We start from the raw sequence: 12,740 nt of genomic DNA, 5'->3' as shown, positions 1-12,740 counted from the left end.
GATGGCCGCGCCGACCGGCGGCCGCGCCGGCGCGAGCCTGGTGCGTGCCGCGCTCGCCATCCACCAGCCGCCCACCGACCTCGGCGGGTCCATGGGCGGGCGGATCGGCGAGGTGGAGTTCCAGTTCAACCCGACGCAGCTGCAGATGGGCCGCTCCGCCGAGTGGCGCACGCAGCACGCCGTCGCCTACACGCGCGGCGCGCCGCCCAAGTTCACCGGCGCCGCCCCCGCGACCCTGCAGTTGGAGGTCTTCCTCGACTCCTCGGGCACCCCGAACTCGGGGAAGGTGCAGAAGCAGGTGGAGCTGCTGCTCTCCTGCTGCGAGGTGACGCCGCAGAGCCTCACCTCCAAGCGGCCCTCGCCGCCCTGGGTGCGGTTCTCCTGGGGGTCGTTCAACACGGTGCAGTTCGTCGCGTACGTGACCAACGTCAGCGCCACGTACACCCTGTTCAACCCGACCGGCGAGCCGATCCGCGCCACCTGCTCGCTGTCGCTGACCGAGGTGGCGATGCCCACCAAGGGGCAGAACCCGACGTCCGGCGCGCTCTCCGCCCGCCGGGTGCACCGCACCGTCGCCGGTGACTCGCTGGCGTCGCTGGCCTGGCAGGAGTACGGCGACGCGACCCGCTGGCGGCTGATCGCCGAGGCCAACGAGATCGACGACCCGATGCGGCTGAGACCCGGCACCGAACTGCTGCTGCCCGCCGCCGACGAGGCGCACCCCGTCCCCGCCACCGCGCACGTGGAGTCCGCATGACCGAGAAGACGTACACGAGCGTCCTGCACGCCGAGATCGGCGGGTCCGTCCTGCCCGACAAGCTCGCCATGCTGCTCGTCGAGGGCTGGGTGGACTCCAGCGTGAACGTGCCGTCCGCCTTCCAGCTGACCTTCGCCGACACCGGCGGGGACATCCTGGAGAAGTTCCCGCAGATCAAGGTGGGCGCCAAGGCGGTGCTCTCGCCGTTCACCGACGGGGTGCGCGGCAAGCCCATGCTCACCGGCGAAGTGACCGCCCTGGAGGTGGACGCCGACGGGGGCGGCAAGTCGCTGGTCGTCCGCGGCTACGACCCTGGCCACCGGCTGCTGCGCAACCGCCGTGTGCAGGGCTACAAGAACATGACGGCCTCCGACATCGTGCGCCGCGTCGCCTCCCTGAACAGTCTCAAGCTCGGCAAGATCGAGTCGACGCCGACGGTCTACGAACTGGCCACCCAACCCGGCATCACCGACTGGGACTTCCTCTCCCGCCTCGCCCAGGAGAACGACACCCATCTGTCGTTCGACGAGAAGGGCAAGCTCTGCTTCGGCAAGCTCAAGCCCGCCGCGGGCGCGCCGGCCGACTCCACGCCGGCCGCGCAGAGCCCGTACGTCCTCGAGTTCGGGCACAACGCGCTGCACAGCCGGGTCGCGGTGACCGCCGCGGGACAGGTCGCCAAGGCCGGGGTGCGCGGCTGGGACATGCGGGCCAAGCGCGCCCTGTCCGCCCAGTCGCCGGCCGTGACCAGCAAGGACATCGTCGCCGACATCACCCCCGGGCAGCTCTCCACGCCGTTCGGCAAGGCCGAGCTGACGGAGACCCGCACGCCGTACACCACGCAGGCCCAAGTCACGCACGCGGCCAAGGCGTTGGCGGACGACGTGGCGGGGTCCTTCGCGGAGGTCGAGGTCGCGGTGACCGGCAACCCCGATCTGCGGCCGGGGCAGCCGGTGGCGCTGAAGGGCGCCGGGTTCCCCTTCGAGGGCAAGTACACGGCGACCGGTGTGCGCCATCTCTTCGAGTCCGGGCGGCAGTTCATGACCTGGCTGACCGTGTCGGGGCGACAGTTCCGTTCGCTGTACGGTCTCGCCTCCGGCGGCGCGGACGCCGCGCCGCCGATGCCGGGTGTCGCCATGGCGCTGGTCAGCAACGCCAAGGACCCGCTCAAGATGAACCGGGTCAAGCTGCGCTTCCCGTGGCTCTCGGACACCTATGAGAGCGACTGGTGCCGGATCGCCCAGCTGGGCGGCGTACGCGGCGGCGGTCTGATGCTGCCGGAGGTGGGCGACGAGGTGCTCGTCGCCTTCGACCGGGGCTCGCTGGAGCACCCGTACGTCCTGGCTGGGCTGTACAACGGCCGCGACAAACCGACGCCCAACACCGACGGGCTGCAGCCGATCGACCCGACGAGCGGCCGGGTCAACTGGCGGTCCATCTCCTCGCGCAGCGGCCACACCATGGAGCTCGTGGACGCCAAGTCCCGGATGAAGAGCGGGATCCGGCTGCAGACCGGCAACGGCAGGCTCACCGTCCACATGGACGAGACGCGGACCAGCGTGACGATCCGCAGCGACGGCTCGGTGTCCATCTCCGGGACGCGCAACGTCAGCATCCGGGCGGGCGGCAACCTGTCGCTGACCGCGGGCGGTTCGCTGACGATGAGCGCGGGCGGCGCGGTCGACATCAAGGCCGGCGCCAAGTTCGGGGTCGCCGCGGGTGGCGTCGCCGACATCAACGCGACCGGCGCCGTCAGCCTCAAGTCGGCCGGTGCGGTCGCCGTCAACGCGGTCGGCGCCGTCTCCGTCACCGCGGCCGGCGCGGTCGCGGTCAACGCGGGCGCCGCGGCCGCCATCACCTCGCCGGCCACGGTCGCGCTGACGGCCCCGGCCGTGCTGCGCAACGGCATCCCGTTCTAACGGACTTGAGGGAGTGGAACGACATGTGCCTCAAGGGGGTCACCGGACATGAGTGAGCAGTTCGTCGGCGCGGGCTGGACGTTCCCGCTGCGCACGGACGCGGGCGGCGGCATCGCGCTGGCCCGGCGCGAGCGCGAGATCGAGGAGTCGATCCGGCTCGTGCTCGCCACCGCGCCGGGCGAGCGGCCGATGCGGCCCGAATTCGGCTGCGCCGTCCACGACATGGTGTTCGCGCCGGTCAACGAGGCGACGGCGGGCCGGATCCGGTACGAGGTGCGGTCCTCGCTCGACCGCTGGGAGCCGCGCATCGACGTCCTCGACGTCGAGGTCAGCCCGGCGCCCGACGATCCGTCCGTCCTGTTCATCGACGTGAGCTACAGCGTGCGCGGCACCAACAACCCGCGCAGTCTCGTCTTCCCCTTCTATGTGATCCCGTCCACGGAATCAGAGAGCGGAGTCTGAAGTCCGATGGCCCTGCCCGCCCCTCACCTCGACGACCGGCGCTTCCAGCAGTTCGTCGACGACGCCAAGCGCTACATCCAGCAGCGCTGCCCGGAGTGGACCGATCACAACGTCTCCGACCCGGGTGTCACCCTCGTCGAGGCGGTCGCGCACATGGCCGACCAGATCGTCTACCGCCTCAACCGCGTGCCGGAGAAGAACCACCTGGCCTTCCTCGACCTGCTCGGCGTCACCCTCTTCCCGCCCTCCGCGGCCCGCGCCGACGTCACCTTCTGGCTGTCGGCGCCGCAGCCCGAACCGGTGGTGCTGCCCGCGGGGACGGAGGTGGCGACCAGCCGCACCGAGACCGAGGAGGCGGTGGCCTTCGCGACGGAGGGCGACCTGACCGTCGTCCCCTGCGAACTGGACGCCGTGCTGCGCCAGGAGGAGGGCGGCACCCCGCAGGACTGCGGGCAGGACGTGTTCGGCGGCCGGGACGTGGCGGTCTTCGCGACCTCGCCGCGCCCCGGCGACACCCTGCTCTTCGGACTCAGCGCCGCGGTGCCGCACTGCGCGGCCGTCCTGCAGCTGGACAGCCGGGTGGACGGCGTCGGCGTCGACCCGCGCCAGCCGCCGCTGGTGTGGGAGGCGTGGACCGCAGAGGGCTGGACCGAGTGCGAGGTGGACTCCGACTCCACCGGTGGCCTCAACCGGCCCGGCGAGGTCGTCCTGCACATCCCGGCCGGGCACATCGTCTCCCGCATCGGGCGGCAGGACGCGGGCTGGGTGCGCTGCCGGGTGGTCGAGGCCGTCAAGGGCCAGCCGTTCTACAGCGCGTCGCCGACCGTGCGCTCCGCGGCCGCGTTCACCATCGGCGGGACGACCGCCGTCGCCCACGCGGACGTGGTGCGCGACGAGATGCTCGGCGACTCCACGGGTGTGCCGGGACAGCGCGTCCGGCTCGCCCAGGCCCCGGTGGTCGCCGACCGGCCGCCGCTGGTCCTCGAGGTCTCCGACGGCGAGGACTCGGGCTGGCACGCGTGGCAGGTCGTGGAGCACTTCGCCGCGTCCGGCCCCTACGATCCGCACGTCACGCTCGACGCGACGACCGGGGAGATCGCCTTCGGGCCCGCGGTGCGCGAACCGGACGGCACGCTGCGGCAGTTCGGCGCGGTGCCGGCCAAGGGGTCGGCGATCCGCGCGACCCGCTACCGCACCGGCGGCGGCCGCGCGGGCAATGTGGCCCGGGGCGCGATCCAGGTGCTTCGCAGCTCCATCCCGTACGTCGCCCGGGTGGAGAACCGGGAGGCGGCGCGCGGCGGCGTGGACGGCGAGACCGTGCAGGAGGCCAAGGTCCGCGCGCCCATCGCGCTGCGCGCGCAGGAACGGGCGGTGACCGCACGCGACTACGAGGAGCTGGCCCGCAGGGCGGCCCCCGAGACGGCCCGGATCCACTGTCTGGCGGCGGAGTCCGCGGAGGTCGGCGAGAACGCGGTCCGGGTCCTCGTCGTCCCTCAGGCCGTGGCGGACCGGGGCGGCCGGCTCCGCTTCGAGCAGCTGGTGCCCGGCCAGGAACTCCTCTCGCGCGTCACCGACTTCCTCGACGAGCGCCGCCCGCTGGGCACCCGCCTGTCGGTCGGGCCGCCCTACTACCAGGGCGTCACGGTCGTCGCCACGCTGCACTCCTTCCGCGCCGCGCAGGCCGAGCGGGTGCGCGCCGAGGCGCTCGACGCGCTGTACGCCTACCTCGACCCGCTGACCGGCGGGGCGCACGGCGAGGGCTGGCCGTTCGGCCGTCCGCTGCGGGCCGGCGAGATCTTCGCCGCGCTGCAGCGGGTGCCCGGCGTGGAGCTGGTCGACGAGGTCCTCCTGCACCCCGCCGACCCGCTCACCGGCCGGCGCGGCGACGCCACCGACCGCATCGAACTCGCGCCGTCCGCGCTGCTCTTCTCCTTCGACCACCGCGTCCGCGTCATCGAGGCACGATGACCGCCGGTACCGAGGGGCACGCCCCGGGTGTGCTCGCCGACCGGGCGCGCGCCGAGAAGGTGGGGCTGCGCAAGCCGGGCTCGCCGGCGCAGTCCTCGTCGGGCTCGCGCCGCGGGTCGTTGGCGACGCTCGGTTCGGCTCATCCGCTCGCGGAGCAGCTGCCCGGCGTCTTCGCCGACGACGACTTCATACTGCGCTTCGTCTCGGGCCTGGACGTGGTGCTCGCGCCGGTCTTCACGGTCCTGGACTGTCTGGAGGCGTACTTCACGCCCGCCCTGGCGCCCGAGGACTTCGTCGGCTGGCTGACGGACTGGGTCGGTACGGAGCTGGACGGCACGGAGCCGCCGGCGATGCGCCGCCACGCCGTGGCCTCCGCCGTCGCCCTGCACCGGGTCCGCGGCACCCGGCGCGGTCTGTCCGCCGCCGTCGAACTCGCCTTCGGCATCCGCCCGGAGATCACCGAGAGCGGCGGCGCGACCTGGTCCGCGCGGCCGCTGGGCGCCTTCCCCGGCACCCCGCGCCCCGGACTGCACGTGGCCCTGCGCGTGCACGACCCGGCGACGGTCGACCCGCACCGCCTGCGCGCCGTCGTCGCCGCGGCCCGCCCCGCCCACCTCCCCTTCACGGCCGAGGTGACCGCCACACCTTCCCCTGAAGGGACCTAGCAATGCCCGAGCAGCCCGAGATGGACGGAATGTCGAACTCCCCCGCCACCACACCCCCGTGCCCCGAGTGCGGCACCCCGGCCCGCCAGCACGGCCAGTCCTTCTGCGACTCGTGCGGCGCCTTCCTGCGCTGGGACACCCCGGCCACACCGGTCGGCCCTTCGAACGCCTCCGACGCCGCGACACCCGGACACCGCCCCACGCCTCCCGCGGGCCGGCCCCACGGCGGCAACAGCGGCAGTAGCGGCAGTAGCGGCAGCAACAGCGGCCACAACAGTGGCAGCAACGGTCCCGCCCCGGCCGCCGACCCCCGGCTGCGGCACGGTTCGCCGGGCCCGGCGGGCTCCACGGACACCACCGTGCCGCTCCCGTCGAGCGGCCCCCAGGACCCGCCCGCAACGCCGCCGTCGGCCGCCACCACGAACGCGCCGTCCCCCGCCCCCTCCTCGTCGTCGCCGTCCGACACGGCGATACGGTCCCTGCTCGTGCCGGTGCCGGACGCCGCCGAGCCCGTCGCGCCGGAGACCCCGGGCGGCGTGCTCCCGGGCAGGCCCGAGGCGGCCCGGCCGCGCGTACGACAGGCCGCCGTGCCCGCCGAGCCGGAGAGCGGCCCGCCGTGCCCGAGCTGCCGGGTGCCCAACGCGCCCCACCGGCACTTCTGCCGCAGCTGCGCGAGCCCCCTCAGGGACTCCATGACCCCGGCCGCCGAGGGTCCGTACGCCGGTCAGCGGCCTCGGTTGCACCGGGACCGCACCCGCTGGATCGCCCGTGCCGTGGGCGTCGCGGTGGTCGCGGGCCTGATCGTCGGCGGGATCTTCGGGGGGCCGCCGGCCGCGCGGGCGATCCAGGACCACTTCGCCAAGCGGGTCCCGGTCCACCCCAACGACTGGAGCGCGTCGCACGCCGCCCCCAAGCAGGCGGCCAAGCTCGCCTTCGACGGCTATGCCAACACCTGGTGGGGCACCGGCTACGCGGGCGACTCGGCGGGCCAGTGGGTGCAGGCCGACTTCGGCCAGCCCACCGACCTGCTCAACCTCCTGATCACGCCCGGCACTTCGCCGCGCAGCGCCCAGGCCGCCGAGCAGGCCCGGCCCATGGAGTTCGACCTGGTGGTCAGCGACTCCTCGGGCAAGGTGCACACCATGCACCGCCGGATCAACGACGGCGGCGTGCAGCGGGTCGACGTACGCGTACGGGACGCGGTCACCGCCCGGCTCGTGCTGCGCTCCGCCTACGGCACGGGCAAGGACCGCCAGGTGGCCATCGCCGAGCTGGAGTTCTTCGGCCGGTCGACCGGACAGTAGCCGACCCGGCCGCGGTCGGCCCTGGCACCGGGGCGTCCCGGCAGCGGTCGGCCGGACCGCGGAAGGAGTGGCCGCCGGGCACCGGAGGGGTGAGCCCGGCGGCCACGCACGAGGGCCGGCGGTCGGCGGCCGGCGGCACGCCGTGCGGCTAGGGCAGCTGCGACTGCACCTGCGAGGAGATGAGCTCCAGGTGGTCCAGGTCGGCCAGGTCCAGGCACTGGAGGTAGACGCGGCTCGCGCCGATCGCCTCGTACCGCCCGATCTTGTCGACGACCTCGGCGGGCGAACCCGCCAGGCCGTTGGCCTTCAGCTCGTCCACGTCACGGCCGATGGCCGCGGCACGCCGGGCCACCTCCGCGTCGTCCTTGCCCACGCAGACCACCAGCGCGCTGGAGTACACCAGGTCGTCGCCCCGGCGCCCGGCCTGCTCGGCGGCCGCGCGGACCCGCCCGAACTGCCGCTCGCTGTCCTCGATCGAGGCGAACGGGATGTTGAACTCGTCGGCATACTGAGCGGCGAGGCGCGGGGTACGGGTCGCGCCGTGGCCGCCGATCAGGACCGGCACCTTCGCCTGGGCGGGCTTGGGCAGCGCCGGGGAATCGGTCAGCTGGTAGTGCTTCCCGGCGTGGCTGAAGGTCCGGCCGACCTCCGTCGACCACAGCCCGGTGACGATCTCCAGCTGCTCCTCCAGGCGGGCGAACTTCTCCTTGGGGAAGGGAATGCCGTACGCCCGGTGCTCGTCCTCGAACCAGCCCGCTCCCAGGCCCAGTTCGACCCGCCCGCCCGACATCTGGTCGACCTGCGCCACCTGGATCGCGAGGACGCCCGGCAACCGGAACGTGCCCGCCGTCATCAGGGTGCCGAGCCTGATCCGCTTCGTCTCGCGGGCGAGGCCGGCCAGCGTGATCCAGGCGTCCGTGGGCCCCGGCAGACCGTCGGCCGTGCCCATGCGGAGGTAGTGGTCCGAGCGGAAGAAGGCGTCGAAGCCGAGGTCCTCGGTGGCTTTGGCGACGGTGAGCAGGGTGTCGTAGGTGGCCCCTTGCTGGGGCTCGGTGAAGATTCGAAGATCCATGGCTCCATCCTGCACGCTCGAACGCCCGTCAACCCCGCCGGTCCCGCCGATCCGGCACCGCCCCGGTCGGGTGAAAATCCGTCAACCCGGCGGGGGCCCGCGCCCGCTCCAGTGACCCCGCCCGCCGGGTGATCGTTGGCTCGGGCGGAGCCGGACCGCCCGGCACCCGCGCCGGCGGCCGCTGCCGGTGCGTCTTCTGCGTCATCTGCTCTCCCCCGCGGGGAGGGCGAGGGCCGAGGAGGCCGTCATATCCCAGGAAGCCGCGCCCGACCAAGAGGCCGCCGCGCACCGAGCGCCGTCGCCCGCGTCCACGTCCACGTCCACGTCCACGTCCACGTCCACGTCCACGCAGCAGGGTGCGCCCAAGGGCCTGTTGCAGCAGATGGAGGAGTTGATGGCAGCGCTCAACGCCGATCTGAGCCAGCTCGACGCCGATCTGCAGCAGTCCACGTCCCCCGGCACGCCGTCCCAGGACGCCCCCGCGACGCCCTCCACGGACACGGCCGGACCCAGCACCAGCACCAGCACCAGCACCAGCACCGCAGGCTCCTCGGTCGCCGGCGTCCGTCCGCCGGGCGGCGACGGGCCCGGCCTCTTCTGACGGCACCGGCGCCCTTCGGGAATCTGTCACCGGCGTCAGCCGGGAACCTGTGCGGCGGCCCTGCCCCACGGCGGGGTGGGCGGCACGGAGCGGCCGCCTCACGACGGCCCCGCCGTCGAGTCCGCCCCGGGCAGGCTCCCCTCCCGCACCGCGAGTCTGCGCAGCATCTCAAGGACCCGGTCCCGCGACTCGTCGGCGGCGTCGATCGCCTCCATGCACTGCCAGTACACCCCCTCCTCATCGGCGCCCATGGCCACCCCCACGAGCGCGATGCCGACCTCGCCCAGGAGCCGGTCGAGCCCGAGCAGGACCTGCTGCGCGTCACCGGTCTCCGTCAGCCGCGCCGCCCGTATCTCCTCCGTGCCGAGGCGCGGGGCGTCGAGCACCCCGCAGAATCTGCCGCCGACCTCGCTCAGGCCCAGCGCCTCCCCCCGTAACTCCGGTGGTCCCGCGACCGCGAGGCGGACGCCGATCGCCTGCGCGAGAGCCTGCGACTGCCAGACCTCCACGACGATGTCCGCGGGATCCTGACTGCGCGCCAGAGCGCGGCGGTTCGCCTCGATGAGCCGCATCGCGTCCATGCCGGCCCCCTCCATCCCGCGCGCACGCGCCGCCCGATTGCCCGAACTCCCCTGTCCACTACCCAGAGTGATACTCATCCGGGCGAAAAGCCAGGGGTAGCCGGAAATCTGTGGACAACCGGTCCGGCTTGGCCAAGCCATCCACTCCGGAGAGTGACGAAATGAGCGGAATCGGAGGTTCCGAGTGCCGTGCGTCCGGTTCCGAGCAGCCGCTCAAGCCCCCGGCTCCGTGCGTCCGGTTCCGTGCGGCCGGCTCAGGAGCCCCCGGGCGCCGGGAAGCGCCGCTCGTTCCGTTCGATCTTCGCCGCGAGCGCCGCCAGCACGTCGATGCCCAGGACCTCGCAGAACTGCAGCAAATACGCGAGGACGTCGGCGACCTCGTCCGCCACCCGGGGCGCCGTGTCCGGGTCCGCCATCACCCGCACCGACTCCTCCGGCGTCAACCACTGGAAGATCTCGACGAGTTCGGACGCCTCGACGCTGAGCGCCGCGGCCAGGTTCTTCGGGGTGTGGTACTGCTCCCAGTCGCGCGCCGCCGCGAACTCGGCCAGCCTGCGCTGCAGCACCGCCACATCAAGTCGTTCCGTCACGGCTCCAGGTCTACCACCGAGGCGCCCGTGGCGTCGGGGGCCCAGGACGCGTCCCCCACCACCCCCACCAGGCGGATGTGCCCGCGCTCGCAGGTCCGCGCCGCCAGTTCGCCGAGAGCGCGGGCCTGCCGGGCGTCCAGGCGCCGGTCCAGGCCGTCGGCGAGGACCGTGAGGGTCTGGTAGGCCTGCGGCACCTCGGCCACCGGGTCGACGGCGAGCACGCCGGGCCCGGTGAGCAGGACGAGCGCCAGCGCCAGATATCTCAACTCGCCGTCCCCGAGCCGCCCCAGCGGCGTGCGCACTCCGGCGCCCCGGTCGATGAAGGCGTGTACCGCGCCGTCCGCCACCTCCTCGGCCCGCACGTCGGCGACCGGCCCCGCGCACCCGGTCCGCACCGCCGAGACGAGCATCCCGTGCCGCACCGCGCACTCCGACCTCGTACGCCAGAGCACTTCGGCGAGGTTGTCGCAGCCGCCCCGCAGCCGGCCCGCGCCGATCAGCCCCGCCGGGACCGGCGCGCGCATCCGGCTGGGCCGCGGGTCGCAGGCGAACGCCGAGCGCAGCGCGACGACGACCTGCTCCGCCGCCGCGAGCACCAGCCGCTGCCCCTCGGTCTTCCCGGCCACCCGCAGCGGGACGAGCGCCGTGCCGAGCCGGTCGTCCGGCATCGGGGCGCGCGTCACGGGCGCCGAGCCCGCGGTGTGCCAGGCCGCCTGGACCACGCGCCGGCCGGGGTCGCGCAGCGCGGTCTCCAGGAGGACGAGGCCGCCCCTGGTCAAGCGCTCGCCCACGACGCGCAGTTCGGGCTCGGCCTGGACGGCGAGGTCGAGGCGGATCGCCCCGGCGGGCCCGCCGACCGTGCAGCCGATGCGGAAGCCGCGCCGCTGCTGCCGGTCGGCGCGGGCGCGTTCGGGCACGCACGCGACGGGGTCGGCGAAGACCTCGGCGAGCTCCTCCCCGGCGCAGAGCCGCGCCAGCGCCTCGTACGCCCCGAGGGCGCTGGACTTGCCGCTGCCGCTCGGCCCGGTGAGCAGGGTCAGCGGACCGAGCGGGAGCACCGTGGCGCGGTGCCCGGCGAAGGCGGACAGGCGCAGTTCGGTGACCTGCGGCCGGTCCTGGCCCGTCGGTGGCCTTGGGACCGACACCCGGGAATGCTCCGTCATGTCCGGAAGGTAAGCGGCGGCGAACGCGCCGAACCGTTACGCCCAACCGACCTTCCCACGATCGAGGGATTCCCCCGGAATGTCCCCCGCGGCGATCGGCGAACGGCTAGGCGAGGGGCTGGGCGGCGGACGGCTGACGGCTAACGGCCGTGGTGGGTGCGGTGGTTGTGGGGGCCCCGGGGGGCAGCCCCCGGAGCCGCCATAGGGCCAGCACGTCGACGCCTCTGGGGCCAGCCGGATGGGCCGTTCCCCGCCGGGCTGGTGGGGTGGTCGCCGAACGTCGTCTCTCTGTGCCGAGGAGCTCATCATGCTGGTGGCGTCACGCAATAGACGGGGGCCGGTACGTCTGGCCGGGCTGGTCGGGGTCGTCGGGGTGGTCGGTGCCCTGCTCGCCGTGTCGACCGGGGCGGCGGCGACCGCGACCGCGGAGCCGGGACCGGGACCGGGACCCGGACCGGGACCGGGACCGGGACCGGGACCGGGACCGGGACCGGGACCGGGACCGGGACCGGGACCGGGACCGGACGATTCACTGCAACGGGAGGTGGAGGCGATCCACCGCACCGGAGCCGTCGGCGTGGCCGCCGACGTGACCTCGGCGGGCGGGCCCGGCACGGCGGGCGGACACGCCACGGCGCGCGCCGGAACGGCCGAGGCGGGCGGCCCGAGGGCGATGCCGCGGAACGGCCGCTTCCGTATCGGTAGTACGACGAAGACGTTCACGGCCGCGGTCGTGCTGCGCCTCGTCGGCGAGGGGCGCCTGTCGCTGGACGACACCGTGGAGCGGTGGCTGCCGGGCGTGGTCCGGGGCAACGGCTGGGACGGCGGGCGGATCACCGTACGGCAGTTGCTGCGGCACACCAGCGGCATCACCGACCCTGTGCCGCCGCCCGCCCTGAAGAGCGCGGAAGGCTATCGGGCCGAGCGCTTCCGCACGTACCGACCCCGGCAGATGGTGGAGATGGCGCTGCGGGAGTCGCGCCCCGCGCCGGGGGTGCCGGGCTGGGCGTACTCCAACACCAACTACGTGCTCGCCGCGATGATCGTCGAGAAGGTCACGGGCCACAGCTGGGAACACGAGGTGGAGCGCCGGATCATCCGCCCCCTGGGGCTGCGGGACACCGGTGTCTCGCGCACCTATCCGTTCATCGCGGGGCGGCACGCGGCCGCGTACGCCACGTTCGACGACGGCCCCTCCGGTGACGGCAGCGGCACCGACACTGCCGGTACCGATGTCACCGTACTGAACCCGAGCATGGCCGTCGGCTCGGGCTCGGTCGTCAGCACCGCCCACGACCTGAACCGGTTCTACGCCGCGCTGCTCGGCGGCCGTCTCCTCGAGCCCGCACAGCTCGACGAGATGAAGTCCACCGTGGACGCGCCCGCGCTGAACGCGGAGTACGGGCTCGGGATCGGCGAGATCCAGTTGTCGTGCGGCGGGAGTTACTTCGGCCACCGGGGCGAACTCCTCGGCTACGTCACCTGGGCCGGCACCACCCCGGACGGCGACCGCACCGCGGTGGTGTACGTCACCCGCAACGGCGGCCCGGACACCGAGGAGGCCATGACCGCGCTCATCGACCGGGAACTGTGCCGGTCCGGGTCCTGACGAGCCCGGCGCGTCCGGGTCGCGCCGCCCCGGCGGACCATGCACGGGTTTG

Annotated in this window: 12 protein-coding genes; 8 read left to right on the top strand and 4 right to left on the bottom strand. The window is 73.9% G+C overall.

Annotation, left to right across the window (positions count from 1 at the left end; translation table 11 throughout):
* Position 1 precedes the first annotated feature (1 nt).
* Genes ACZ6CV_RS20790 through ACZ6CV_RS20765 form a run of 6 tightly spaced genes read left to right on the top strand, consistent with a single transcriptional unit; the run spans position 2 to position 7,072 of the window.
* The gene (locus tag ACZ6CV_RS20790) at positions 2 to 757 is read left to right on the top strand and encodes a CIS tube protein (protein WP_469252214.1); all 756 of its coding nucleotides are present in this window, start codon (positions 2 to 4) and stop codon (positions 755 to 757) included.
* Entirely contained in the window at positions 754 to 2,673 is a 1,920-nt protein-coding gene (locus tag ACZ6CV_RS20785; RefSeq protein ID WP_469252213.1) for a VgrG-related protein, read from the top strand. The genes ACZ6CV_RS20790 and ACZ6CV_RS20785 overlap by 4 nt, the downstream gene beginning before the upstream one ends.
* Positions 2,674 to 2,721: 48 nt before the next feature.
* Positions 2,722 to 3,135: a GPW/gp25 family protein gene (locus ACZ6CV_RS20780; RefSeq protein ID WP_355804739.1), complete on the top strand. Its 414-nt coding sequence runs from the start codon at positions 2,722 to 2,724 to the stop codon at positions 3,133 to 3,135.
* A gap of 6 nt (positions 3,136 to 3,141) precedes the next feature.
* On the top strand, positions 3,142 to 5,103 hold the full coding sequence (locus ACZ6CV_RS20775) for a putative baseplate assembly protein (protein WP_355804736.1): 1,962 nt from the start codon (positions 3,142 to 3,144) through the stop codon (positions 5,101 to 5,103).
* Entirely contained in the window at positions 5,100 to 5,768 is a 669-nt protein-coding gene (locus ACZ6CV_RS20770; RefSeq protein ID WP_469252212.1) for a phage tail protein, read from the top strand. The genes ACZ6CV_RS20775 and ACZ6CV_RS20770 overlap by 4 nt, the downstream gene beginning before the upstream one ends.
* Positions 5,769 to 5,770: 2 nt before the next feature.
* The gene (locus ACZ6CV_RS20765) at positions 5,771 to 7,072 is read left to right on the top strand and encodes a discoidin domain-containing protein (RefSeq protein WP_469252211.1); all 1,302 of its coding nucleotides are present in this window, start codon (positions 5,771 to 5,773) and stop codon (positions 7,070 to 7,072) included.
* Between the two features lie 148 nt (positions 7,073 to 7,220).
* Here ACZ6CV_RS20765 and ACZ6CV_RS20760 read toward each other — a convergent pair whose 3' ends face one another.
* On the bottom strand, positions 7,221 to 8,144 hold the full coding sequence (locus tag ACZ6CV_RS20760; protein ID WP_469252210.1) for an LLM class F420-dependent oxidoreductase: 924 nt from the start codon (positions 8,142 to 8,144) through the stop codon (positions 7,221 to 7,223).
* Between the two features lie 187 nt (positions 8,145 to 8,331).
* Here ACZ6CV_RS20760 and ACZ6CV_RS20755 point away from each other — a divergent pair, with 187 nt between their 5' ends.
* Positions 8,332 to 8,745, top strand: coding sequence for a hypothetical protein (locus ACZ6CV_RS20755; protein WP_469252209.1), 414 nt, complete (start codon positions 8,332 to 8,334; stop codon positions 8,743 to 8,745).
* 98 nt (positions 8,746 to 8,843) lie between these two features.
* On the opposite strand, the gene ACZ6CV_RS20750 is transcribed toward ACZ6CV_RS20755, so the two are convergent.
* The 3 genes from ACZ6CV_RS20750 to ACZ6CV_RS20740 all read right to left on the bottom strand — a co-directional run bounded on the left by ACZ6CV_RS20750 (position 8,844) and on the right by ACZ6CV_RS20740 (position 11,079).
* On the bottom strand, positions 8,844 to 9,326 hold the full coding sequence (locus tag ACZ6CV_RS20750) for a DUF6099 family protein (protein WP_469252208.1): 483 nt from the start codon (positions 9,324 to 9,326) through the stop codon (positions 8,844 to 8,846).
* Between the two features lie 254 nt (positions 9,327 to 9,580).
* Positions 9,581 to 9,916: a nucleotide pyrophosphohydrolase gene (locus ACZ6CV_RS20745; protein ID WP_469252207.1), complete on the bottom strand. Its 336-nt coding sequence runs from the start codon at positions 9,914 to 9,916 to the stop codon at positions 9,581 to 9,583.
* Positions 9,913 to 11,079, bottom strand: a complete 1,167-nt coding sequence (locus ACZ6CV_RS20740; protein ID WP_469252206.1) for an AAA family ATPase — start codon at positions 11,077 to 11,079, stop codon at positions 9,913 to 9,915. The genes ACZ6CV_RS20745 and ACZ6CV_RS20740 overlap by 4 nt, the downstream gene beginning before the upstream one ends.
* Positions 11,080 to 11,623: 544 nt before the next feature.
* Here ACZ6CV_RS20740 and ACZ6CV_RS20735 point away from each other — a divergent pair.
* Positions 11,624 to 12,688: a serine hydrolase domain-containing protein gene (locus ACZ6CV_RS20735; RefSeq protein WP_469252205.1), complete on the top strand. Its 1,065-nt coding sequence runs from the start codon at positions 11,624 to 11,626 to the stop codon at positions 12,686 to 12,688.
* The last annotated feature ends 52 nt before the right edge of the window (positions 12,689 to 12,740 follow it).

The organism is Streptomyces sp. NPDC041713 (assembly GCF_055591085.1).
The sequence above is the reverse complement of the archived record's forward strand: the minus strand, read 5'-3'. Positions and strand labels throughout refer to the sequence as shown.